At 54.6% G+C, this 26,388-nt stretch carries 16 protein-coding genes; 6 read left to right on the top strand and 10 right to left on the bottom strand.

Translation table 11 applies throughout. From position 1 onward, the window contains the following. Positions 1-4: 4 nt before the first annotated feature. A complete protein-coding gene (locus tag GE278_18555; GenBank protein QLK62636.1) occupies positions 5-991 on the bottom strand; it encodes a gfo/Idh/MocA family oxidoreductase in 987 nt (328 codons plus the stop codon). 24 nt (positions 992-1,015) lie between these two features. Beyond that, positions 1,016-1,522 carry a DUF45 domain-containing protein gene (locus GE278_18550; GenBank protein ID QLK62635.1) on the bottom strand — a complete coding sequence of 169 codons (507 nt, stop codon included), beginning with the start codon at positions 1,520-1,522 and terminating at the stop codon, positions 1,016-1,018. A 171-nt stretch (positions 1,523-1,693) separates the two neighbouring features. Between GE278_18550 and rlmG the strand changes: the two genes are divergently transcribed. Continuing rightward, positions 1,694-2,845, top strand: a complete 1,152-nt coding sequence (gene rlmG, locus GE278_18545; protein QLK62634.1) for a 23S rRNA (guanine(1835)-N(2))-methyltransferase RlmG — start codon at positions 1,694-1,696, stop codon at positions 2,843-2,845. A 60-nt stretch (positions 2,846-2,905) separates the two neighbouring features. On the opposite strand, the gene GE278_18540 is transcribed toward rlmG, so the two are convergent. After that, complete coding sequence (locus tag GE278_18540; protein QLK62633.1) at positions 2,906-4,942, bottom strand: NAD(P)-binding protein; 2,037 nt, start codon at positions 4,940-4,942, stop codon at positions 2,906-2,908. Between the two features lie 394 nt (positions 4,943-5,336). Between GE278_18540 and GE278_18535 the strand changes: the two genes are divergently transcribed. Then, positions 5,337-6,203 (top strand): enoyl-CoA hydratase, encoded by an 867-nt coding sequence (locus GE278_18535; protein QLK62632.1) that lies wholly within the window; start codon positions 5,337-5,339, stop codon positions 6,201-6,203. Positions 6,204-6,232: 29 nt separating this feature from the next. Here the strand turns inward: GE278_18535 and pdeR are convergent, their stop codons facing one another. From pdeR to malT, 4 genes are all read right to left on the bottom strand, one after another. Then, positions 6,233-8,251, bottom strand: coding sequence for a cyclic di-GMP phosphodiesterase (gene pdeR, locus GE278_18530; protein QLK62631.1), 2,019 nt, complete (start codon positions 8,249-8,251; stop codon positions 6,233-6,235). Between the two features lie 294 nt (positions 8,252-8,545). Continuing rightward, positions 8,546-10,843, bottom strand: coding sequence for a beta-glucosidase BglX (gene bglX, locus GE278_18525; protein QLK62630.1), 2,298 nt, complete (start codon positions 10,841-10,843; stop codon positions 8,546-8,548). A gap of 385 nt (positions 10,844-11,228) precedes the next feature. Then, positions 11,229-11,513, bottom strand: coding sequence for a hypothetical protein (locus tag GE278_18520; GenBank protein QLK62629.1), 285 nt, complete (start codon positions 11,511-11,513; stop codon positions 11,229-11,231). A 251-nt stretch (positions 11,514-11,764) separates the two neighbouring features. Next, on the bottom strand, positions 11,765-14,491 hold the full coding sequence (gene malT, locus GE278_18515) for an HTH-type transcriptional regulator MalT (GenBank protein ID QLK62628.1): 2,727 nt from the start codon (positions 14,489-14,491) through the stop codon (positions 11,765-11,767). 322 nt (positions 14,492-14,813) lie between these two features. On the opposite strand from malT, the gene malP reads away from it, so the two are divergent. Together malP and malQ are read left to right on the top strand one after the other, a co-directional pair. After that, on the top strand, positions 14,814-17,216 hold the full coding sequence (gene malP, locus GE278_18510) for a maltodextrin phosphorylase (protein ID QLK62627.1): 2,403 nt from the start codon (positions 14,814-14,816) through the stop codon (positions 17,214-17,216). Between the two features lie 9 nt (positions 17,217-17,225). Next, positions 17,226-19,313, top strand: a complete 2,088-nt coding sequence (gene malQ, locus GE278_18505) for a 4-alpha-glucanotransferase (GenBank protein ID QLK62626.1) — start codon at positions 17,226-17,228, stop codon at positions 19,311-19,313. Between the two features lie 350 nt (positions 19,314-19,663). Here the strand turns inward: malQ and malG are convergent, their stop codons facing one another. The 3 genes from malG to malE all read right to left on the bottom strand — a co-directional run bounded on the left by malG (position 19,664) and on the right by malE (position 23,414). Next, positions 19,664-20,554 carry a maltose ABC transporter permease MalG gene (gene malG / locus GE278_18500; protein ID QLK62625.1) on the bottom strand — a complete coding sequence of 297 codons (891 nt, stop codon included), beginning with the start codon at positions 20,552-20,554 and terminating at the stop codon, positions 19,664-19,666. Positions 20,555-20,567: 13 nt separating this feature from the next. Next, positions 20,568-22,112: a maltose ABC transporter permease MalF gene (gene malF / locus GE278_18495; protein ID QLK62624.1), complete on the bottom strand. Its 1,545-nt coding sequence runs from the start codon at positions 22,110-22,112 to the stop codon at positions 20,568-20,570. Between the two features lie 87 nt (positions 22,113-22,199). Further along, entirely contained in the window at positions 22,200-23,414 is a 1,215-nt protein-coding gene (gene malE, locus GE278_18490) for a maltose/maltodextrin ABC transporter substrate-binding protein MalE (GenBank protein ID QLK62623.1), read from the bottom strand. Positions 23,415-23,790: 376 nt separating this feature from the next. Between malE and malK the strand changes: the two genes are divergently transcribed. After that, a complete protein-coding gene (malK, locus tag GE278_18485) occupies positions 23,791-24,900 on the top strand; it encodes a maltose/maltodextrin ABC transporter ATP-binding protein MalK (protein QLK62622.1) in 1,110 nt (369 codons plus the stop codon). Positions 24,901-24,929: 29 nt separating this feature from the next. Next, positions 24,930-26,225: a maltoporin LamB gene (gene lamB / locus GE278_18480; protein QLK63342.1), complete on the top strand. Its 1,296-nt coding sequence runs from the start codon at positions 24,930-24,932 to the stop codon at positions 26,223-26,225. Positions 26,226-26,388 lie beyond the last annotated feature (163 nt).

Genomic DNA, 26,388 nt, shown 5'->3' with positions numbered 1-26,388 from the left:
AAGGTTAAGGCTGATGGTCAGCAGGGAACACCACGCCGGTCTGACGGCGGATTTCCGTCAGCACTTTGGCGGTGATGCGCGACACTTCCAGCCCCGGATGGGCGACAAACTGGTTATCCACCAGAATCGCAAAAGTTTCCGCTTCATACAGCATGGTATTGATGTGCTGTGGCTGCGTCAGATCCAGCTTCTGGCTGCCGCGTGGCGTCAGGCTGAGCGTCTGGCATTCGGAGAGTTTTTCCATCTGCAAGGTACCTTCTTCGCCCTGAATTTCGCTCGGCAGATGGGAATCGCTGATTTTAGAATGGTTGATCACCACTTCGAAGTCGTCGGCATAGGCCAAAATCACCGTGCCCTGACCATCCACACCGCTCTCCAGCAGGGTCGCCGTGGCAGTGACCGACTCAGGTTCGCCAAACAGCGCGATGGTACTGGCCAGACAGTAATAGCCGATATCCATGATTGACCCGTTGGAAAACGCCGGATTAAAAGTATTCGGGTTTTCACCGGCCAGATAACGCGGATAACGCGACGAATACTGGCAGTAGTTGAAAATGGCTTTGCGCAGTTTACCGATCCGGTTCAGCGCGCCCTTCATGTGCAGGAAATTCGGCAAATAGGCGGTTTTGAACGCCTCGAACAGGACGACGTTATTTTCCTTCGCACAGGCGATCAGGCTCTCGGCTTCATGCAGAGTAGAGGCCAGCGGCTTTTCGCAAATAACGTGTTTTTTATGGCGCAGGAACAGCAGCGACTGCTGACAGTGCAGGGAATTCGGGCTGGCGATATACACGGCGTCAATGACATCAGAGGCGGCCATTTCATCGAGTGAATCAAAGAAATGCTCGACCGGATAATCCTCGCCCAGCTTTTTGGCACCTTCCAGGGTACGTGAATAAATCGCCGTCAGTTTCATCTTGCCGCTCTCGTGCGCAGCATCAATAAAGCGTTGGGTGATCCAGTTGGTGCCGACAACAGCAAAGCGAATCATAAATACCTCATTATTATTGTTAAGTTATTGATACAACTTACCGAATATTTCCAGATGCGTCAGGTACATGCGCGTGTCGAATTCTAACTGATGATAGTCGGGCGTCATATGACAGCACAGGCTGTAGAATGCTTTGTTGTGATCTTTTTCTTTCAGGTGCGCCAGTTCGTGCACCACGATCATCTTCAGAAAGGCTTCCGGCGCGCTTTTAAACACGGTCGCGACGCGGATTTCTGCCTTGGCTTTCAGCTTACCGCCCTGAATGCGCGATATCGCGGTATGCAGCCCCAGGGCGTGCTTCATCACGTGGATTTTGTTGTCGTAGGCCACTTTACTCAACGGCGATGAACTGCGCAGAAACTGGTTCTTCAGGTCCAGCGTATACTGATAGAGCGATTTATCGGTGGTCAGCTCGTGCGGTTGCGGATATCGCGTCAGCAACACTTTACCTAAACGTTCCTGGTCGATTAACTGACGCACCTGAGCCTGAAGATGCTCGGGATAGCCTTGCAGATAGGTCAATTCAGGCATAACGGGTTGCTTTGTCTCATATTGACAGGAAAAAGGTGCCGCAGCGATAAGCATGGATTTTGGCGCGATCGCAGGGATCCGGCAGATAAACCCCTTTTTAACTGAAAAAACATTTTACTGATAGCCCAATTTAGGGGATAAACAGCGCAAATTGAATATTGAGGAGGGCCAATGAGCCAATTCGAAACCGAAGTAGGTGGTCAGTTGCTGCAACTGAGTCTGGAACGTTATCCGCAGGATGAAGCGGCAACGCAGTTGCAGGCCTGGGAGGCGGCCGATGAATATCTGCTGCAAACCCTGAACACCGCTGAGCTCAATGGCCGTCCGCTGCTGATTTTCAACGATGCGTTCGGTGCGCTGGCGTGTGCGTTACAGGAATTCAATCCGACCAGCATCAATGACTCTTTCATGAGCCAGCTGGCCACGCGTCATAACCTGCGTCTGAACGGGTTTGATGAAGATGCTGTGGCTGCGCAAAGCAGTCTGGTGCCGTTGCCGATCAATCCGGGTTTAGTCGTCATTAAAGTGCCAAAAACGCTGGCGCTGCTGGAACAGCAATTGCTGGCCCTGCGCGAAGTCGTCACGCCGGATACGCAGATTATCGCCGGTGCGAAAGCTCGTGATATCCACACCTCGACGCTGCAACTGTTCGAAAAAATCCTCGGCCCGACCAAAACCAGTCTGGCGTGGAAAAAAGCGCGTCTGATCCACTGTGAAGCGACGCTGCCAGCACAGGCCGCCGAGCCGGTGATCGCCGAATGGGCGCTCGACGAAACCGAATTCCGCATCTCCAACCACGCGAACGTGTTCTCACGTGGTGGTCTGGATATCGGTGCGCGTTTCTTTATGCAGCATCTGCCGGAAGGCATCGAAGGACGCATGGTCGATTTGGGCTGCGGTAACGGCGTGATTGGTATGACTGCGCTGGCGCTGAATCCGGACGCCGAAATGCTTTTCGTGGATGAATCCTACATGGCGGTGGAATCGAGCCGCATCAACGTCGAAAATAATTTGCCGCAGGATGTCAGCCGCTGTCATTTCGAAGTGAATAATATGCTGGCCGGCGTCGAGCGCGAAACGCTGGACGCGGTATTGTGTAACCCGCCGTTCCATCAGGGTACGGTAGTCAGCGATGACACCGCATGGCGTATGTTCTGTGATGCCAAACGTTGCCTGCAAACCGGTGGCGAGCTGCGTATCGTCGGCAACCGTCATCTGGATTACTACCAGAAGTTGCGCCGTTTGTTCGGTAACTGCACCACCATCGCCACTAACCAGAAGTTTGTGATTCTGCGCGCGGTGAAGACGGCGTCTCAGCATTGATTTTACAGACGTTCTCAATAAGAAAGCCGCTCACGCGGCTTTTTTTTCATCTGTACTTTCTCAGATAGCCAGCGCCAGCCGGGTGCCTTGCTCTATAGCCCGGCGGGCATCGAGTTCGAGCGCAACGTCGGCCCCGCCAATCAGGTGCACGGTTTTTCCTGCCTCCTGTAAAGGCTGATACAGCGCACGCTGCGGTTCCTGTCCGGCACAAATGATGATGTTATCCACCGCCAGACATACCGGTTCGCCGTTCATGATCAGATGCAAACCGGCATCGTCAATGCGTTCATAGCTGACGCCGTTTTGCATTTTCACGCCGCGCTGCAACAGGCTGGCACGGTGGATCCAGCCGGTGGTTTTGCCCAGCCCTGCGCCGACTTTAGTTGTTTTGCGTTGTAGCAGGACGATATCCCGTGCTGCCGGTTCCGGCTGCGGGCCTTGTGGCGCAAGGCCGCCGCGCTGAGTGAGCGTTATGTCGATTCCCCACTCATGACTGAACGCGCGGCTGCTGAGGCTTGAAGACGTGCCGTTGTGGATCAGGTATTCGGCAGTATCAAAGCCTATCCCGCCTGCACCGATGATCGCCACGCGGTTGCCGACCGGCTTTTTATCGCGAAGCACGTCGAGATAGGTGAGTACACTTGGGTGACCGATACCCGGAATGTCCGGCAAACGTGGCGAGATCCCGCAGGCGAGGATCACCTCGTCATAGCCGGTCAGCTGCCCGGCGCTGACGGTTTCGCCAAGGTGCACCGTCACACCGAGCAACGCCAGCTGACGCGAGTAATAGCGCAGGGTCTGGTAAAACTCCTCTTTGCCGGGAATTTGTTTAGCAATGTTAAACTGCCCACCGATTTCACTGTGGGCATCGAACAGCGTGACGTGATGGCCGCGGCTGGCGGCAGTCGTGGCGAAAGCCAGACCGGCAGGGCCGGAGCCGACCACGGCAAGGCGTTTCGGCGCTGGCGTGCGGGTCACTGGCATCTGCGTTTCATGACAGGCGCGCGGATTAACCAGACAAGACGTCACTTCGCCGACGAAAATCTGATCCAGACACGCCTGATTGCAACCGATGCAGGTATTGATTTCATCAGCGCGCCCCTGTGCGGCTTTCTCAACAAAGGCCGGATCGGCGAGGAACGGGCGCGCCATTGAGACCATATCGGCGCAGCCTTCGGCGAGAATTTTCTCCGCCACGTCCGGGTCGTTAATGCGGTTGGTGGTGATGAGCGGAATACCGACTTTGCCCATCAGCTTCTGCGTCACCCAGCTGAACGCCGCGCGCGGCACCATGGTGGCGATGGTCGGAATACGCGCTTCATGCCAACCAATGCCGGTATTAATAATGCTCGCACCGGCCTGCTCAATACGCTGTGCCAGCGTTTTAACCTCCTGCCAGTCCGACCCTTCTTCCACCAGATCCAGCATCGACAGGCGGTAGATAATGATGAATTCCTGTCCGCACGCCTCGCGAACGCGTCGCACCGCTTCTGTTGCGAAACGCATGCGGTTTTCGGCGCTACCGCCCCAGTGGTCGGTGCGCTGGTTGGTTCGGGCAGCCAGAAACTGATTAATCAGATAGCCTTCTGAGCCCATGATTTCCACACCGTCGTAGCCAGACTCTTTGGCAAGCCGGGCGCAGCGGGCGAAGTCTTCCAGCGTGGCGTCGATCTCTTCTTCGCTCAGCGCATGAGGCGTGAACCGGTTAATGGGGGCCTGAAGGGCAGAGGGCGCGACCGGATTGGGCTGATAGCTGTAACGCCCGGCATGGAGGATTTGCAGCGCGATTTTTCCTCCGGCGGCGTGTACTGCGTGGGTTACCACGCGGTGATGCGTAATGTGTTCCTGTTCGGCCAGAATCGAACCGCCCTGATAAACCACGCCCTGCGCGTTAGGTGAAATTCCGCCGGTGACGATAAGCCCGACGCCCGCAGCGGCGCGCTCGGCATAAAACGCTGCCAGCCGCTCCGGCCCGTCTTCCAGCTCTTCAAGTCCTGTGTGCATGGAACCCATGAGCACGCGGTTTTTCAGCTGCGTAAAACCTAAATCCAGCGGCGCCAGCAGGTGCGGATAAAATGGCGAAGCGCGTTCAGTCATGGAATTCTCTTAAGTGGTCGGAGGAGATGAATTCAATTTAGCGGGTGAAGGAGGAATTGGAAAGCGGGTGCGCAATGATTGTGACGCGTATCACTCTGGCCGAAACGCGCAAGCTTTATTAACGCTTTCACATATTATTAATCGGGTTTATTTAATTGAAATGATTATTACTAAGGAGGCGAAGTATTGCGTTTTAGCAGATAAATTCATTCTTCCACCGTTTTTACACAACATTGATTAGATGCAGGTTGTTTATTTTTAACATTTTTTTCCTGTTCCATCCTTGTTAGGAATATTCTTATAAAAACAACTGGAATCGATTCAGTTCAGGTTAGAGCTGGACTAGGCTGGAGCTGCTTCACCCTAAATTTCAATTCTAACCTGGATAAATACTATGAATCTTATTGATCATACAGCCTGCCGCCCGTTTACCGAGGCCGGGCACTTGTCACAAATTGCAGCCTATTATGAAGAAGGCCGTAATGTCATGTGGATGATGCTCAGGTCTTATCCACGTCCTTGTTTTAATCAGGAGCTTATCGAAGACATCATGACGCTGACCTACGCCGCGAAAGCGTCCGGGCTGCGTTTTGATTTTTGGGTTACCGGTTCACTGGTGCCCAACATGTATAACGTGGGGGGTGATCTCAGTTTCTTTGTAGATTCAATCGTCAATAACAAGCGCGAAGCGTTGCGTGCCTACGCCAGAGCCTGTGTGGACTGCGTACACGCCGCCGCGCGCGGGTTTGATGTGGGAGCGATTAGTTTGTCGATGATCGAAGGAACCGCGCTGGGTGGCGGGTTTGAAGCGGCGCTGGCGCACCATTATGTGCTGGCCCAGAACACGGCGCGCATGGGGTTCCCGGAAATCGCCTTTAATCTTTTTCCCGGCATGGGTGGTTATTCACTGGTGTCACGAAAAGCCGGAATGCGGCTCGCGGAGGAGCTGATTACCACCGGCGAATCGCATACCGCGGAGTGGTTTGAAAGTCGTGGGTTAGTGGATGTTCTGTTCCAGCCCGGCGAGGCCTTCAACGCCACGCGTACCTTTATGGATACGCTGCGGCCCAAACTCAACGGGATTAGGGCGATGATCCGGGCGCGTCAGCGTGTATTGCAGTTGTCGCGCTCTGAACTGATGGATATTACGGAGGACTGGGTGGATGCCGCATTTACCCTGGAGGAGAAGGATCTGAGTTACATGGAGCGACTGGTCATGCTGCAAAACCGGCATACGGCGTCACTGCGTAAAACCGGCTAGCTGCAGGCAGAAAAAGCCCGTCACTGGCGCTATTTCTGTTTTGCTTTATGTTTAAACACATTGGGTGAAGCAACGTTTTTATCATCAAGCCAGTGCTCCAGCTCAATCGCGGGCATTGGCTTGGCGTAAAGAAAGCCCTGTTTGCTGTCCACACCGATTTCGTCGATAAGCCTCTCTTCTTCCGCCGTTTCTACGCCTTCCGCCACAACCGTCAGCTGCAAGGTTTTTGCCACCGCCACAATCGCCCGCACCAGCGCCTGCGAAACGGGATCGTTATTAATCCCACGAACAAAGCTCTGATCCAGCTTGATGCAGTCCAGCGGAATACGCGCCAGCTGTGACAGCGAAGAATACCCGGTGCCGAAATCATCCAGATGCACCTGTGCACCCAGCTTGTGAAGCTCATTGATCATCGCCACGGCTGCACCTTCATCTTCTACCAGGCAGCTTTCGGTCAGCTCGAAATCCAGCAGGCAGCCCTTCATGCCTGACGTCTTCATCGCTTCGGCGAGCGTGGTGATAAAGGAGCCGTTATTAAGCTGGCGGCCAGAAAGATTCACCGCCACCCGCAGGTTGAGGCCTTTTTTCTGCCATTCCGTTGCCTGGCGTGTCGCGGTTTCGATTACCCATTTGCCGAGCGGAGTAATCAGCCCGGACTCTTCTGCATAAGGGATAAAGCTTTGCGGCTGAATCAGCCCGCGTTCCGGTGACTGCCAGCGCAGCAGAGCCTCAACGCTGTTAACTGCACCGTACAACGAGACCTTCGGCTGGTAATGCAGCACCAGCTGATCTTTCTCAGCCAGCGCCTTTCGCAAATGTGTATCCAGCCACATATATTCGGCGGCTTTCTCATTCATTTCCGGCGAGAAAACGCAGTAAGAGTTTTTGCCTTTTTCCTTCGCCACGTACATGGCGGTATCGGCGTTTTGCAGCAGAGTATCGCCGTCTGTACCGTGTTCAGGGCAGAGGGCAATCCCGCCGGAGCAGCCGGTATACACTTCGATAAGCCCGATACGAAACGGCATACTCAGACGATGTAAGACCCGCTGGCTCAGCGCTTCCAGCGTTTTGATTTCAGCGTGGGTGCTGAGAATAATAAATTCATCACCGCCGAGCCGGGCAAGCTTATCGTTGGGTGACAGGCAATCCTGAATGGCATCGGATACCGCGCGCAGCAGGTGGTCACCAAGCATGTGCCCGTAGGCATCGTTCACTTTTTTGAAGTTATCGAGATCAAGATAAATCAGCCCGACTTTATTCTCACCACGGTCTTTCAGCGCGGTGGCCAGAGATTCCTGCAACGCGTTGCGGTTGGCGAAGCCGGTAACAAGATCGGTATTGGCCAGTACGCGTAATCGCTCCTGTGCTTTGCGTTCGTCGGTAATATCTGACCCCGAGCAGATCAGATATTTTTGCTGCTTGCCGCTGCCGCTGTGGACGAATTTATTGCGAAACAGAAACAGACGCTGGCCTTTGACGGTGTTGATCCAGCGCTCCACTTCATACGATTGCTGATGCTGGAAGAAGCTGGTGATATTTTGGCGCGATGCCAGACCTTCTTCCATCGACATGAATAAATCATAGGCGCTGCGGCCAATGACATCGACTTCACGCAGGCCGGTGTACTCTTCGCTCAGCCGGTTAAAACGGTGGATTTTGCCTTCCTGATCGATGATTACGATCACGGAATTAGCCTCTGAAACCACCTGCTCAGCAAATGTCAGACCGACTTCTAAATCGTGTGCGACGGATTCAGTGTCCTGATACGCCGAGGCGGTGCCCGCCCACACCTGACTGTCAATTTTCCGACCCACCAGATACAGGCGAACGGAGGAGCCGAACAGAGTAATGTCCAGCGTGAAACTTGAGGTGATCCCGGTCAGTTGTCGGATCTTTCCTGCCTGCCATTGCGTCAGGGAGATGGCGACATTGACGATGCCTTTCTCAGCAGATAACTCCAGCGCATTGCTGTCTGAACCCAGTCGCCAGTATGGGCGGGGCGTACCGAAATGCAGGTACAGGATGGAGGCATCTTGTGAGTCGACCATGAATGTTTCTCCGCAAAGAACGCAAAACGCCGGCATTGTGCGAACCTGGCGACAGTCAGCACAGACGGAGCTTACTCTGTTGAGCCCACTCGCAACGCTCCGCATCCGGCGGATAAAGGCAAAAGGGCATAACACATTGAAATTAAGGTTAGCAACTGTCCGTTATATATCCAGTCTGCGGACAGAAATTGCCGCTTAGCACCGGGGCGTGAGTTGCCTTACGCCGTCAGTGCTAAGCGGGCTTTTGACCGGTTTCCGGGCCTGTATGCCGACCCGGAAATCACTTTCGATAAATTACTTCAGCAGGAAACTGGTTTGCTTAACATTCTGTGAATCCAGACCGATGAATACGTTGAATTTGCCGGGATCAGATGCCCATTTCAGCTGCTCGTTGTAGTAACGCAAGTCCGGTTCATTAATCGTAAATGTCACCACTTTTTCCTCACCCGGTTGCAGTTCGACCTTTTCAAAGTTTTTCAGCTGCTTAACCGGACGGCTGATGGATGCGGTGACATCCTGCAAGTACAGCTGGACGATAGTCGCTCCGCTGCGTTTACCGGTGTTTTTCACCTTCACGCTGGCGGTCAGCGGATGTTTGGCATCCATGGTGGTGGCCGACAGACTGACGTCAGAGACGCTGAAGTCGGTGTAGCTCAGGCCATAACCAAACGGGAACAGCGGGCCATTGGTGATATCGAAATAGCGGGTGGTGTATTTATCCGGGTGCTGCGGATTAAACGGACGGCCGGTATTAAGGAAGCTGTAATACAGCGGGATCTGGCCGACTTCGCGCGGGAAGGTCATTGGCAGTTTGCCTGACGGGTTGTAATCGCCAAACAACACGTCGGCAATCGCATGGCCGCCTTCGGTGCCGCTGAACCAGGTTTCCAGCATCGCGTCAGAAATGTCGTTTTCCCACGTCAGGGTCAGCGGACGGCCATTCATCAGAACGATTACCAGCGGTTTACCGGTCGCTTTCAGCGCTTTCAGCAGGTCACGCTGACTTTGCGGAATGTTCAGTTCAGAACGGCTGGAGGCTTCGTGCGCCATGCCTTGCGCCTCGCCGACGACCGCGACGACAACGTCTGATTTCTCTGCCGTTTTCACCGCTTCGTCGATCATTTCCTGCGGTTTACGCGTGTCATTGATGACCTGTTTGTCGTAGGAGTTGAGGAAATCAACCATCGCCTGGTCGTTTGTGACGTTAGCGCCCCGGGCATACAGCACGCTGCCTTTGTCGCCGAGCACATCCTTCATACCCTGTAATACGGTCACGGCCTGTGCGGCTTTACCTGCCGCCGACCAGCTACCCATCACGTCACGTTTGCTGTCAGCCAGCGGGCCAATCACCGCGATAGTGCCTGATTTCTGCAAAGGTAAGGTCTGATTGCTGTTTTTCAGCAGCACCAGCGAGGTACGCGCTACTTCACGCGCTTCGGTGCGATGCAGGCGACTTTCGGCATTAGTATCCGCAGGGTCGCTGGAGGCCGGGCCTAAATGACGGTATTCATCGACGAACAGTCCCATGTCCCATTTCGCCGCGAGCACGTCACGCACGGCGCGGTCGATATCATTCTGACTGACCAGTCCGTCGGCGAGTAATCCTTTCAGATACTTACCGTACATATTGTCCGCCATGTCCATATCGACACCGGCTTTCAGCGCCATGGCCGCTGCCTGACGATCGTCTTCTGCCACGCCGTGTTTAACCAGGCCGCCAATGGCGCCGTGATCGCTGACGGTCAGGCCTTTGAATTGCCAGTCATCGCGCAAAATATCTTTCAGAAGCCAGGTATTGGAGGTCGCCGGCACGCCGTTAACGCTGTTAAGCGCAATCATCACGCCGCCCGCGCCAGCATCTACTGCGGCTTTGTACGGCGGCATATAGTCGTTGAACATGCGGGTGAGGCTCATGTCCACGGTGTTATATTCGCGTCCGCCTTCGACAGCACCATAAAGCGCGTAGTGTTTAACGTTGGCCATCACGGCGTCTGGCCCTGAAGGGTCTTTGCCCTGATAGCCGGTAACCATCTCATGTGCCAGGCGCGACGTCAGATAGGTGTCTTCGCCGAAGCCTTCAGAAACGCGGCCCCAGCGCGGATCGCGGGTGACATCCACCATCGGTGAGAAGGTCATGTTCAGGCCATCGGCGGCGGTTTCTTTGGCAGAAATCCGGGCACTGGTGGCGACGGCGTTCATATCCCAACTGGCGGCAAGGCCGAGGCTAATCGGGAAAATCGTGCGCTGGCCGTGAACGACATCATAGGCATAAAAAGGTGGGATCTTCAGACGGCTGTTTTTCACTTCATCCTGAAGACGACGGATATCGGGTTTGGTGACGGTATTAAATACGCCGCCGACTTTGCCGTCGCGAATATCTGCCATGATGGCTTCTTTCGGATAATCCGTCCCGACGGTCACCAGATTCAACTGCCCGATTTTTTCATCGAGGGTCATTTTTTTCATCAGATCGGCAATGAACGCATTTCGCTCTTTGACCTGATTTTGGGGGATACCCGCCGTTTCCACTGCCAGCGTAGAAGCAGAACTTACCAGTAACACAAACGCGCCAAGCATGTGATGCGTATTCATCGTAATTCCTTCAGCCATAAGCAGGGATGCCAAAACATTGAAAATTCAGCAGCCTGAAGCAAACAAATCAATGATCATTCTAAGAAAAGTATAGTGTGAGAATCTAATACGACCGTTCAACTATTAGCAATCAATAGTTTCAACCGGCCACACATTATCTTTTACTCGTGGAGACAGATCGCAATTTACAGGTAATCGGGCAGATCGCTACAAAAAGACGTTCGATATACCGCGCAATTTCAAACAATTAGGATTAGGTGAAGAAACGGCGTCGGAATGAACGATTTAATCGTGCAGGGGAATGATTTTGTGCGGGATGAACCGGGCAGAACGCGATGTTCTGCCCGGAAATAAAGCGGGCGAAATGAGATCAATAGTAACGGGATTAATAGTAGAAAGGCATATCCGTCGGGGTTTTGCTCATCACGTCGAAGAACACGTCTTTGGTCATTGACCAGAATTGCGCGATCGCGGCGGCGTTGTAGGTCATGCCCATCAGGCTCATGACAAAGAAACAGGTCACAGTCAGGCCGAGACCACTACAAACGAAAGCCATCGTATTGCGGCTCGACTGGCGGCAAACGATATTGAGCTGGCTGGTGCAGAACATCAGAAAAGCGCTCAGTAATTCCCAGCGCATCATGACGATGCCGGCGGTTAATGTACCCATAGATAAAATCCTTACTCACTACAGCCGGTTGCGCGACGCCAACATCAGCCGGAACGGCTGCAAAAACAGGAGGGCAATGGGCTTATCGAGGTATTAATTAAGTTGAATAGTGTGACTTGGGTCACATTATATCATCGGATTTTATTTAGGAGCAGAGGTAATGAGCAGAAATTGTTCGCTAATACGTTTTATGTATAACGCACCGCCAATTCATGGTCGTGCGTTATCAAAAAGCTGCATTTATGAAAGGATCACGCGCCGTAGCCCATGACCTGTAGCAGATGCTGGGCCTGCTGGACCGCTTCCTGCCGGTGTGCGACGCCAAGTTTTTGATACAAATTTCGGATATGCGTTTTGATGGTGGTAGAGGCGACGTCCAGCTCACCGGCGATCTGATCGTTGCTGTAGCCGGAATAAATCAGGCCGAGCACCTGCCACTCGCGCTGAGTCAGCGGGCTGGTGCGGATAAGTTCCGGCACCTGCGGATGAGTCAGCAGTTTATTCACAAAACCTTCGTCGAAATGCGCAAACTTGTGGCGGTGATGCTGGTTAATTTCGCGCAAAATCTGCTGCGCCCGCCGCTGCTCCAGTTCGGGTAACAGGTTGAGCTGAATCAGCTGACGCAGTTGTTGCGCCATCATTTCCCCTTCGATAACGAAATGGCTGACAAAACCGGTGCGGTTTGCCAGCCCCAGCGCTTCAATCAGCACACGTTGTGCGTCGTTCTTGCGGCCTGTGTGCCAGTAAAGCAGATTACTCAGCAACAGATTGCGGTTCAGATCGCTGGTCAGGCGCAACTGGCGTGCGTTCTGATTCAGCTCGTCGAGCACCACTTCGGCTTCGTCAAATTTCTCCAGTAGTATCTGCATGCGGGCGATATTGCGCCACTGGCCCTGCTGGAAATGGTTGTCCGCCATGTCCGGTTTTCGCGCCTGTTGCAGCCACTGGCGCGCTGCGGCTTTATCGCCAATCATCTGCCAGTAAATCACGCGAGGTTTATCGGTGTTGGTCAGCCAGTCGATGTGATACTGGCCGGTTTTGAGCAGAGTCTCGCAACGCTGTAAATGATGATGAGCATTGTCGAGCTGACCCCGCGCCAGCGAGCATTTCGCCAGCATCGCCAGACACTGTAATTGCTGCTGCGGCTGGAAATTGGTCAGCACGTCGAGGCCTTTTCGCGCGGCGTCTTCGGCATCATCGAGACGCGACCATGACCACAATAGCTGTGAACGCAGACGCAGCAGGAATTCATGCATCGGCAACTGTTCGAGATGCTGCTCGCTGACCAGTTCGAATGCGCGATCCTGCATCTCATAGGCTGCCTGCAAAAAGCCCTGCGCAATCAGGATTTCGCTCTGTTGCAGCAACGCCCATAAGGCATAGTGATAGGCTTCGTAGCGCCGGGCGATCTGCTCTGTTTGCTGCATCAGCGGCAGCGCGCGGGTTAAATCGCCTTTGCAGTGCTGAATTTCGCCAGTCACCGAGGTGGCGACGATGCGGCTGTAATAGCTTTCATACGGCAGGAAACGCAGGGCGTCAGTAGCCAGTTTTTCCGCTTCATCCTGACGGCCATCGTTGATCGCCACCTGCGCGCGCAGGGCATCAAATTCGGCGGTCATATCCTGTTCCATCACGATATTTCGCTGCTGCATCTCGCTTTCGGCGCGCACCAGCAGGGCTTCGACTTCGACATAGCGATGCTGACTTTGCGCCAGCCATGCCTGCAAAAGAACCAGCTTTGGATTCTGAATCAGGCGTTCATATGGCAGCGCGTTCAGGCACTCTTCCAGCAGTGCCAGCTCACTCTGATTAAACAGCGCCCAGGCGTGTTGCAACAGAATATCGCGCAATAAATCAATGTCTTCTGCGCCCAGCGCATGATGAATCGCTTCCGCCGGGAATCCCTGTGCCAGCCAGCCTTCAGCGGCGGCGCGGTGAATTTCAGGCAGTTGTGCCGCCAGTTCCCACTGGCAACGCTGGCGCAGGAAGGTGGCGAATAACGGATGGAAGTTAAACCATTCGCCGGTGTCATCCATCCGGTGGATGAATAACCCCTGACGCTCTAATTCTTCCAGACGTTGCTGACCGTTTTCGCCGCCGGTCAGGCGCACGATCAGCGCATCATTCATCGAACGCAGTAATGAACAGCGCAGCAGAAAATCACGGGTCGGGGCATCCACGCGATCCAGGACTTCATCCACCAGATATTCCGATAAATGGCTGGCATTGAGCCCGGCGAGTTTACGCGCCGATTGCTGGGTGGATTGCTGTGTCGAGGTGGTGGACTGGCGTGCGGAGAGTGCGATCAGCTGCAGCGCGGTGGCCCATCCGGCGACGTCGTCGCACAAACGGCTGCTGTCAGCTTGATCGATCGGATCTTTGAGACGGTTGTCGAAAAACTGCTGCGTTTCAGGGTGAGTGAAGGCCAGATGCGAGGCATTGAGCTCGAGCAGCTGGTCGCGCACGCGCAGGTTGGCAATACCCAGCGGTGGCAGGGTGCGAGAGAGTATCACCAGCGAAATATTTTCCGGCTGATGGCGCAGGAAAAAGCGCATACCTTCATGGATGGCATCGTTGGAAATCAGGTGGTAATCGTCAATCACCAGTAGCAGCGGGCGGTGCCAGTCGGAAAGCTCAACGAACAGTTGCCCGAACAGCGCGGATAAACTGGCGTATTGATGCTTCTGGCTGAGCGCCTCACTTTTTACGCAGTGTCCGCCGCAGGCCTGCTGTACGGCGGCGATCAGATAGCTGGCAAAACGCTCCGGCTGGTTGTCACTTTCATCAAGAGAATACCAGCCCAGATCGCTTTTCCCCGCCGCCCAGTGCGCCACCAGCGTCGTCTTGCCGTAGCCAGCCGGACTGGCTACCAGCGTAAGACGGTAATTAGGCGCAGTCGTGAGCTTCGTCAGCAAACGGTCGCGAACCACTGTGTTTTGCTGCCGCACCGGGCGGCTGAGTTTTGACGGGATCAGCATTTTTTTCGATTCTTTTGACGGTAAGCAGAGGGCGGTTTAATTATTTCACAGCGCGTAATTAATCACTTTTTCTAAAGTCCTCCTTTGAAACATTGATTGCAAGAATGTTACGTTTTTACATGCCGTTAAGTTGCTCTGTATCACAAATTTCAATCAGACTTTTCGTACGTCTACTCTGAAAGCCCGTCTCCTCCGGCTACGCCCCGTTTCTCCTCCCTGTCTAATCTTTGGCGGGATGATGCTGCTCACAGACACAAGCGTCAGCATAGTGATTATCAATATTGTACTTCCCTACAAATTCCCGAATATAAAGAGGCATGTGATGCAGGTGACTTTGGATAAGACACAATTTTTGGCCGCACTGAAACGCCAGTGGCAGGGATTTGGTTTGCAGCAGGCACAGGATATGACGCCGCATCAGTGGTGGCAGGCGACCAGTGCCGCACTGTCCGAACAACTGAGCGCGCAACCTGCTCCGGTGGCTGAGAAAACGCCACAGCGCCACGTTAACTATATTTCGATGGAGTTTTTGATTGGTCGGCTGACCGCCAATAACCTGATCAATCTTGGCTGGTACGACACCGTCTTGCAGGCGCTGAAAGAGCAGGGCGTCGCGCTGGCGGATGTACTGGAGCAGGAAACGGATCCGGCGTTGGGCAACGGCGGCCTGGGGCGTCTGGCGGCCTGTTTCCTCGATTCGATGGCGACCGTCGGACAACCGGCAACCGGTTATGGTCTCAATTATCAGTACGGGCTGTTCCGTCAGTCATTCAGCGAAGGCAAGCAGCAGGAAGCGCCGGACAACTGGCATCGCGAAAGCTATCCATGGTTCAGTCACAACAGCTCGCTGTCGGTGGACGTGGCGTTTGGCGGCAAGCTGACGAAAAACGATTCGGGTGCTGAACAATGGCATCCGGCCTTTACCCTGCGCGGTGAAGCCTGGGATCTGCCGGTGGTCGGATATAAAAATGGCGTCACTCAGCCACTGCGTTTATGGCAGGCAACCGACGTGCATCCGTTTGATCTGACGTTGTTTAACGACGGTGAATTCCTCAAGGCCGAGCAGAAAGGGATTGATGCCGCGAAGCTCACTAAAGTGCTCTATCCGAACGACAATCATGAAGCCGGAAAACGCCTGCGCCTGATGCAGCAGTATTTCCAGTGCGCCTGTTCGGTGGCCGATATTCTGCGCCGCCATCATTTCCTTGGCCGCAAAATTCAGGATCTGCCGAAGTTTGAAGTGATCCAGCTCAACGATACGCATCCGACTATCGCCATCCCGGAACTGCTGCGTATTCTGATTGATGAACATCAGCTCGACTGGGACGCTGCATGGGCGATCACCAGCCAGACGTTCGCCTACACCAACCACACGCTGATGCCGGAAGCACTGGAATGCTGGGATGAAAAACTGGTTCGCAGCCTGTTGCCGCGCCACTTCTCACTGATCAAAGCGATCAACGCCCGCTTTAAAAAAGTGGTCGAAAAACAGTGGCCGGGCGATAAAGCGGTGTGGGAAAAACTTTCCGTCCATCAGAACAAACAGGTGCGCATGGCCAACCTGTGCGTGGTCAGCGGCTTTGCGGTGAACGGCGTCGCGGCGCTGCACTCCGAGCTGGTGGTTAAAGATCTGTTCCCGGAATATCACCTGCTGTGGCCGAACAAATTCCATAACGTCACCAACGGCATCACGCCTCGCCGCTGGCTGAAACAGTGCAATCCGGCGCTGTCATCGCTTATCGACGAGACATTGAAAACCGAGTGGGTGAACAATCTCGACGTGCTGAAAGGACTGGAGAAATATGCTGACGATCAGAAATTCCGGCAGCGTTATCAGGCAATTAAGCGCGAGAACAAAATCAAACTGGCCGACTACGTTCAGCATACGATGGGTCTGACGCTGAACCCGGACGCGATTTTCGATGTGCAGATCAAACGCCTGCACGAATACAAACGTCAGCATCTGAATCTGCTGCATATTCTGTCGCTGTACCGTCAGTTGCGCGATAACCCGGAAATGGACATGGTGCCACGTGTGTTCCTGTTCGGTGCCAAAGCGGCGCCAGGCTATTATCTGGCGAAAAATATTATTTACGCCATCAATCAGGTCGCGGAAAAAGTGAATAACGATCCGCTGGTGCGCGATCGCCTGAAAGTGGTGTTTATTCCGGATTACCGCGTGTCAGTGGCTGAACTGATGATCCCGGCAGCGGATGTTTCCGAGCAGATTTCCACCGCCGGTAAAGAGGCGTCCGGCACCGGCAACATGAAGCTGGCACTTAACGGCGCGCTGACCGTCGGCACGCTCGACGGGGCGAATGTTGAAATCGCCGAACAGGTCGGCGAGGACAACATCTTTATCTTTGGCAATACCGTCGATCAGGTTAAAGCTTTACTGGCTACAGGTTACGATCCGCTCAAACTGCGTAAAAAAGACAAGCATCTGGATAAAATTCTCAAGGAGCTGGAAAGCGGCTTCTTCAGTAACGGCGACAAGCAGGCGTTTAGCCTGATGTTGGACAGTTTGCTGGACGGCGGCGATCCTTATCTGGTGCTGGCAGATTTCGCGGATTACTGCGCCGCACAGCAGAAAATCGATGCCCTGTATCGCGATCAGCAGGAGTGGACGCGTAAAACCATTCTCAACACTGCCCGCGTCGGGATGTTCAGTTCCGACCGTTCGATTCGTGATTATCAGCAGCGGATCTGGCAGGCGAAACGTTAAGGAGTCCCCATGGAGAACAAAGCACTGGAGCAGGCCGCCAGGGAGGCGGGGATTTCCTCTGGTTTTATTAATGCGCACGGCAAACAGCAGGCCATCGCGCCGGAAACCAAACGTGAGCTGTTGTCGGCGATGGGCTGGGTGGCACAACCGCGCCCGGTTATCACGCCGGTGCCAGCGGTTAAAGTGTTCGTCACCGGCAGCCGTCTGGCGTTGCCTGTCGGCGGTGACGGTGAATATGGCTGGACGCTGCGGCTGGAAAATGGCGGGACCACACAGGGGCGCGTCAGCGGCAAAATGACGCTGGCGCTGCCGGGGAAAATCCCCACCGGTTATCACCAGCTGACGCTGACACAGGACGCCCAGGAATGGGCGTGCCGGGTCATTGTCGCGCCGAAACGCTGCTATGAACCGGACGCGCTGCTGGCCGGAAAAAAACTCTGGGGCGCGTGCGTGCAGCTGTATACGCTGCGCTCGGAGAATAACTGGGGCATCGGCGATTTCGGCGACCTCAACGTCTTGCTGAAAAACGTTGCCGAACGCGGCGGGGCGTTTGTCGGCCTGAATCCGATTCACTCGCTCTATCCTGCCAATCCGGTGGCGGCCAGTCCTTACAGCCCGTCCTCGCGACGCTGGCTGAACGTTATTTATATCGACGTTGCTGCGGTGGATGATTTCCGGCGAAGTGAAGAAGCACAGATTTGGTGGCACCGGCCTCTGACGCAACAGCGTTTGCAGGCGGCGCGTGCCAGTGACTGGGTGGATTATGCCGAAGTGATGCCGCTCAAACTGGAAGGTTTACGTCTCGCTTACACCCATTTTCTGACCCGTAAGGCGCAGGATGCGCAGGTGAAATCGCTGGCTAATTTTGTGAAGCAGGGCGGTGAAAGCCTGTATTTGCAGGCGGCGTTCGACGCACTTTACGAGCATCTGGCGAAAGAAACCGACGTGGCGCTCGGCTGGAACCGCTGGCCGGAAAAATATCATGATGCGCGCGGCCCTGCGGTTCGTGCTTTTTGCGAGCAACATGCGCAAGACGTGGAATTTTATCTGTGGTTGCAATGGCTGGCGGAAACGCAGTTCGCCAGTTGCTATCAGACCAGTCAGCAGCAGGATATGCCGATGGGGCTATACCGTGATCTGGCGGTCGGTGTGGTTGAAGGCGGTTCTGAAACCTGGGGTGACGGCGAGCTTTACTGCCTGAAAGCCTCGGTCGGCGCGCCGCCGGATATCCTCGGTCCGCTCGGCCAGAACTGGGATCTGCGCCCGATGGATCCGCATGTCATGGTCAGACGTGGCTATCAGCCGTTCATCGATCTGTTGCGATCCAACATGACCAGCTGCGGCGCACTGCGTATCGATCACGTGATGACGCTGTTGCGTTTGTGGTGGATCCCGGCAGGAGAGACGGCGGATAAAGGCGCTTACGTGCAATATCCGGTGGATGATCTGCTGGCTATTTTAGCGCTGGAAAGCCAGCGTCATCGCTGTATGGTGATCGGTGAAGATCTGGGCACTGTACCGGTAGAGATCGTCAGTAAGCTGCGCGAGGGTGGCGTCTATTCCTACAAAGTGCTGTATTTCGAGCGCGATGAAGAAAACAACTTCCGTGCGCCGCAGTCGTATCCGGTTCAGGCGATGGCGACCATCACCACGCATGACCTGCCGACATTGCGCGGCTACTGGCAAAGCGACGATCTGGCGCTCGGCAAGACCCTTGGCCTTTACCGTGACGAAGACGTTTTACAGGAACTGTACGCCGACCGTGCGCGGGCGCGGCAAGGTCTTCTCGACGGGTTGCATCATTACGACTGCATTGCGAAGAAAACCGGTCGCAAGGCGGAGCTGATGGAAATGACGCCGGTGCTAAATCGTGGTCTGCAACGCTACGTCGCCGACAGTGCCTGTGCATTACTCGGCCTGCAACCGGAAGATTGGCTCGATATGGACGCGCCGGTAAACGTCCCCGGTACCAGTGACGAATACCCGAACTGGCGCCGCAAGCTTTCTCATACGCTGGAAGAAATGTTCGCCGATGAGCAGGTTAATAAGCTGATTAAAGACCTCGATAAACGCCGCAGGAAAGTGTCAGTGAGCTGAGGCTGATGAAGGAAGTGAAAGAAGGGGCTCTGTCTGAAGGCAGAGCCCCTTTTTTATGCGCGAAGGGTGTGAACAGGCTGCTGCATAAAGGGCGCATAAGACGATGCTATAAGGTTCATACCGCCGTTATGGGGTCGGGATAAAGCGATAATCCACCCGGTGTACGCCGTGCTGTTGCATGACCTGGGTGCTCTGTGATGCGAGTTGCCGAAGCCGCCTTCATTGAATCTTTCAGAATGCAGGGCTCAGCTGATGAAAAAAAAGGCGGCTTATTAAGCCGCCCAAGACACAGGGAATCAAACAAGTAGAACACCCATTGCTGGGATTAAGCGCATTAGCTTTTACATCGATTACCCTTTTACGCCTCCCGCCGTCAGGCCACCGACCAGCCAGCGTTGGGCAATCAGGAAGACCGCCGTAATCGGTATGGCGGACAGAATCGCGGCCGCCGCAAAATCGCCCCACAGGTAGTTTTGCGGGTTAAGGTATTGCTGCATACCGACCGCCAGGGTGTAGCTGTTCACATCGCGCAGCAGCAGTGAGGCGACCGGCACTTCGGTAATGGCGGCGATAAACGACAGAATGAAGACCACCGCCAGAATCGGAACCGACAGCGGCAGGAGCACCAGCCGGAACGCCTGCCACGGGCTGGCGCCGTCCAGTGCAGCAGCTTCTTCCAGCGAGCTGTCGATGGTTTCGAAGTAGCCTTTGATCGTCCAGACGTGCAGGGCGATGCCGCCCATGTAGGCGAAAATTACACCGCCGTGGGTGTTCAGCCCGAGGAAAGGCACGTACATGCCGAGGCGGTCGAAGAGGGCATATAACGCCACCAGCGACAGCACCGCCGGGAACATCTGAAAGATCAGCATCCCTTTAAGCAGCGAGCTTTTTCCGCGGAACTTCATGCGGGCGAAGGCGTAAGCGCAGGTGGTGGACAGGGCGACGATCCCGACGGCGGTGATCGCGGCGATTTTGATCGAGTTCCACAACCACAGCATCACCGGGAATGGCGGCGGGGTGATGCTGCCGTCGCTGTTGGTGACGGCGATCCCCAGCGCCAGTTTCCAGTGATCCCACGAGACCTGATCCGGGATCAGGCTGCCGGTGGCGAAGTTACCGGGGCGTAGCGAGATGGCGAACACCATCAGCAGCGGGAACAGGATCAGCGCCAGAAAGCACAGCAGCAACAGGTGTGTCACCAGTAATCTGACTTTTTGCGACTTAGGTTTAACCATTGGCATTGTTTGTTTCTCCTCAGTCGAATTTCATGCGTGAAGCTTTCAGATTCACGATAGCCAGTGCGCCAACCAGCAGGAAGATCAGCGTGGCAATCGCTGCTGCCAGCCCGAAGTCCTGCCCGCCGCCGCCTTCAAAGGCGATGCGATAGGTGTAACTGACCAGCAAATCGGTATGTCCGGCCGGTGTGGTGGTGCCGAGCATGTCCGGACCGCCGTTGGTCAGCAGTTGGATCAGCACGAAGTTATTAAAGTTGAAGGCAAAGCTGGCGATCATCAGCGGGGTCAGCGGTTTGATCAAAAGCGGCAGCGTAATGCGAAAGAAGTTCTGCATCGGTGTGGCGCCGTCCATCGCCGAAGCTTCGTAGAGATCGTCCGGAATCGCCTTCAGCAGCCCCATGCACAAGATCATCATGTACGGATAACCGAGCCAGGTGTTGACGATGATTATCATGCTTTTGGCAGTCCATGGATCGCTGAACCACGCCGGTTTTATGCCAAACAATGCGCTGAGCATCAGGTTTATTTCACCGAAACTTTGGTTGAATAAGCCTTTGAAAATCAGAATGGAAATGAATGCCGGTACTGCATAGGGCAGGATCAGCAGGATGCGGTATGTCGCTTTGCCTTTCAGCTCCTCCCACTGCACCACGCAGGCCAGCACCATGCCGACCGCGACGGTAAGCACTACGGTTAGCAGCGCGAAAACAATTGTCCAGACGAAGATCGACAGGAACGGTTTCTGAATACCTTCATCGTGGAAGACGCGCAGGAAATTCTGCCAGCCGATGCTAACGGTAAAGCCGGGGCTGAGTTTTTCAGCCTGCCATTCGCCTTGTGCGTTTACCGCCTGATAAAAACCGGTGTCCATGTTCGGGCGGTAGAGTGCGCCGGTTTGTACGTTGGTCAGTAGCTTGCCGTCGTCGGTCCGTTTGTACAGCGGCTGGGTACCGGAGAACTGGCGCAGGGAACTCATGCGCAGGGTTTCGCCGTAGGGCAGTTTGGCGACGAGCTGGCCGAGCGCCAGACGGTTTTGCGTCACCACGCGTAACCCGGCTTTGTCACCGGCAGGCATGGCATGCGGCGTCATCTCAAGCGTTTGCGGCGCGGAGGCGTCGAAGGCAAACGGCGCAGATACCAGCGTTTCGCTGTTATCTTCGGAAGTCAGCGCGAGCTGCCATTTCTCACCTGCGGGTAAGAGGGCAAAATTCAGTGCTTTTCCGCCCTGAAACTCTCTGCCCATTAACACCGACTGCGCGCGTTCGAAAGTCAGCTGGTTGGTGCTGCTGTAGTTAGTAAAGGCAATCGCGATGGTACACACCAGCGGGAACAGCACAAATAACGACATCCCGGCCAGACCGGGGTAGACATAGCGCCATGAATAGGCGCGGCGGTTGCCATAAATATAGAGGCCGAGGCTGGAGAGGATCAGCGCCAGAACGGCAAAGAGGTATTCACCCTGCGCATACATCAGCACGATCAGGTAACCGGATAAGCAGGCGAGCAGGCCGATGGCCAGCCATTTTAACGCGTTGCCGAGCGGTCGTTTTTTGGCTACTGGCATAGGGAAATCCTTTTAGTAACGGTGCGGACTTCATCAGGCCGCACCGTTTATTTCATTACCTTAACTTCATTAACGACATCACAATCATTACTTGGTAATGCGTGTTTCTACGTCTTTCAGCGCCTGTGGGACGGTCTGACGGCCATTCACCGCGTTGATGATGGCGCTGCGTTCTGCGTACCAGAAGGCGCTCATCTGCGGAATGTTAGGCATGATTTCGCCGTTCTTGGAGTTCGCCATGGTGGCGGCGATACGCGGGTCTTTTTCCAGCTGTTCCTGATAAGACTTCAGCGCCACTGCACCCAGTGGTTTGTCTTTATTCACCACCGCCAGACCGTCGTTGGTGATCAGGTAGTTTTCGAGGAATTCTTTCGCCAGTTCTTTGTTCGGGCTGGCGGCGTTAATCCCGGCAGTCAGCACGCCGACGAACGGTTTAGACGGTTTGCCGTGGAAGGTCGGCAGCAGCGTTACACCGTAGTTGATTTTGCTCTTGTCGAGGTTTGACCACGCCCACGGGCCGTCGATAGTCATCGCGGTCTGACCTTTGTTAAAGGCGGCTTCGGCGATGGAGTAATCGGTGTCGGCGTTGATATGCTTGTTCTTCACCAGATCGATGATGAATTGCAGGCCAGCCTGTGAACCCGCGTTGTTCACGCCGGTGTCTTTGATGTTGTATTTGCCGTTTTCAAACTTGAAGGCATAACCGCCATCAGCGGCGATGATTGGCCAGGTGAAGTACGGTTCCTGCAAGTTCCACATGATGGCGCTTTTGCCTTTGGCACGCAGCTCCTTGTCCAGTGCCGGGATCTCTTCCCAGGTTTTTGGCGCTTCTTTGATGATGTCTTTGTTGTAAATCAGCGACAGCGCTTCGACCGCGACCGGATAGCCGATCAGCTTGCCGTTAAAGGTCACCGCGTCCCAGGTGAAGGGGAACAGTTTGTCTTTGAAGGTTTGATCCGGGCTGATTTCGGCCAACAGACCGGACTGTGCGTAGCCGCCAAAACGGTCGTGCGCCCAGAAGATGATGTCAGGGCCGCCGCCGGTGGCTGCAACCTGCGGGTATTTTTCTTCCAGCTTGTCCGGATGTTCTACCGTGACTTTAATGCCGGTGTCTTTTTCAAATTTCTTGCCGACTTCCGCCAGGCCGTTATAGCCCTTGTCACCGTTGATCCAGATGACCAGCTTTCCTTCTTCTATTTTGGCAAAAGCGGAAGATGACAACACCAGCGTCGCCAGCGCTGAGAGTGCCAGTGTGTGTTTCACGACTTTCTTGATGAAAGGAACCTTAATGCTGAGAGTCATAATCCAATCCTTTTATTCCTGTAGGGAGTCGGTTTTTCTAACGTCTTAGACGGAAAAGACAGGGTACGACGCCAGTGTGGATTTAACCCGCCGGGGCTTCATCATCCCCCCCTCTACGCCCCCGCCTCTCAGAATGTGATCCCGCCGACACTCTCAGTCGTTATGTGGTTCATCACTCAAAAATATGGTTCGTTTTTTGCCATTCAGATCACGAATTTGATTTTTGATGTGAACTTTCATCCGGTTGCGCGAACCGGTCATCCTCCTTGCTCCTCCCCCATGAAAAACTTTGTTACGGATGATTACGCTTTACCACTAATCCTTCACTCTTCGTTGCATTGAGTTTCATCGCTGGCAGCAAGTACAGGAGTTCAGGATGGCGAGCGTTTCCCTTAACAGCGTGTACAAAGCCTTTGGCGATACCGTGATTTCCAGTGACATCAATCTGGACATCGACGAAGGCGAATTCGTGGTGTTTGTCGGCCCGTCAGGCTGTGGTAAATCGACGCTGCTGCGCATGATTGCCGGTCTGGAAGACATCACTTCCGGCGAACTGAAGATTGGCGAGAAACGGATGAATGAAGTGCCGCCTGCTGAACGCGGTATCGGCATGGTGTTCCAGTCTTATGCGCTGTACCCGCACCTTTCTGTGGCAGAAAACATGTCTTTCGGTCTGAAGCTGGCCGGCGCAAAGAAAGCCGACATCAATCAGCGCGTAAATCAGGTCTCCGAAGTATTGCAGCTGGCGCACCTGCTGGACCGACGTCCGAAGGCGCTTTCCGGCGGACAACGCCAGCGCGTGGCGATTGGCCGTACGCTGGTGGCCGAACCGACCGTATTCCTGCTGGATGAACCGCTGTCAAATTTAGATGCCGCATTGCGTGTACAGATGCGTATCGAAATCTCGCGTCTGCATAAGCGCCTGAAACGCACCATGATTTACGTAACCCACGATCAGGTCGAAGCGATGACGCTGGCCGACAAAATCGTGGTGCTTGATGCCGGACATATCGCACAGGTCGGTAAGCCGCTCGAGTTGTATCACTATCCCGCCAACCGCTTTGTCGCCGGTTTTATCGGCTCACCCAAAATGAATTTCCTGCCGGTGAAAGTTACCGGTGCCGAACCTTCACGCGTGCAGGTCGAATTGCCGAATCGCCAGCAGGTCTGGTTGCCGGTCGAAGGCGGCAACGTGAAAGTCGGCAGCAACCTGTCACTGGGTATCCGCCCGGAACACCTTCTGCCAAGCGACGTCGCCGAAGTGACGCTCTCCGGCGAGGTGCAGGTTGTCGAGCAGTTGGGCAACGAAACACAGATTCACATCCAAATTCCGGCAATTCGTCAAAACCTGGTGTACCGCCAGAACGACGTGGTGCTGGTAGAAGAAGGTGCAACATTCGCCATCGGTTTGCCACCACACCGCTGCCACCTGTTCCACGAGGATGGAACAGCCTGTCGTCGGTTACACCCCGAACCTGGTGTTTGAAAGCACGCGATCCCCTACAGGAGAAAATGATGATTACAATGCGTAGTTCTTCCCTGGCGCTGGCAGTGGCTGCTGGCATCCTTTCTACACAAGCAATGGCAGTGGATTTCACCGGTTATGCCCGTTCGGGCATTGGCTGGACTGGCAGCGGCGGCGAGCAGCAATGTTTTAAAGCCACCGGCGCTGACAGCAAATACCGTCTGGGTAACGAGTGCGAAACCTATGCCGAGTTAAAACTGGGCCAGGAAGTGTGGAAAGAAGGGGATAAGAGCTTCTACTTCGATACCAACGTTGCGTATTCCGTTTCACAGCAGAACGACTGGGAGTCAACCGATCCGGCTTTCCGCGAAGCAAACGTGAAGGGTAAGAACCTGATCGAATGGCTGCCGGGCTCTACCATCTGGGCCGGTAAGCGTTTCTACCAACGTCATGACGTTCACATGATCGACTTCTACTACTGGGATATTTCAGGCCCAGGTGCCGGTCTGGAAGATGTGGATCTGGGCTTCGGTAAACTGTCTCTGGCAGCCACCCGTAACACTGAAAGCGGCGGCTCCTACGGCTATATCGCCGATCAGCGCAACGAAGTGCCAACGTCCAACGACGTGTTCGACGTTCGTCTGGCAGGCCTGCAAACTAACCCAGGCGGCGTGCTGGAGTTAGGTGTGGATTACGGTCGTGCCAATGCGCGTGACGGTTATTCCTTCGCTGACAATGCCACCAAAGATGGCTTCCTGGTGACTGCGGAACACACGCAGAGCATCTATAACGGCTACAACAAATTCGTCCTGCAATACGCCTCTGATTCCATGACCGATCCGGGCCAGGGCGCAGCAAACGGCCACTCTAACGGTGCGGCCATCGACAACAACGGCAGCATGATCCGCGTTCTCGACCACGGTGCTATCGACTTCAACGACACCTGGAGCCTGATGTATGTGGCGATGTATCAGGACGTTGACCGCGATAACAACAACGGCACCACCTGGTATACCGTCGGTGTTCGTCCGATGTACAAATGGACCCCGATCATGAGCACCTTGCTGGAAGTCGGTTACGACAACGTGAAGTCTCAGCGTACCAGCGATCGCAACGGTCAGTACAAAGTCACCCTCGCACAACAGTGGCAGGCTGGCGACAGCATCTGGTCACGTCCGGCCATCCGTGTGTTTGCCACCTATGCAAACTGGGATGAAAAATGGGGCTACGACACCGACAGCGGCTCAAACAATGGCTTAGCGATGAACGACACCAGCACCCGTACCTTCAGCCGTGGTAATGACGATGAAGTGACATTTGGCGCCCAAATGGAAATCTGGTGGTAATCCTCTTCGTCCTTTGAGCCGCAGGTGCGTTGGCTGCCTTCACTCCCCCCGGTCACATACTTGTGTATGCTCCCGGGGATGAGTTCAGTTGCCGCCTTCCTGCAACTCAAATGCCGTTGAGGCCTGTGCCAGTTTTCAAAAGTACATGCAGTAAAGAAGATGT

Source organism: Enterobacteriaceae bacterium Kacie_13, assembly GCA_013457415.1.
GTDB lineage: Bacteria > Pseudomonadota > Gammaproteobacteria > Enterobacterales > Enterobacteriaceae > Rahnella.
The sequence above is the reverse complement of the archived record's forward strand: the minus strand, read 5'-3'. Positions and strand labels throughout refer to the sequence as shown.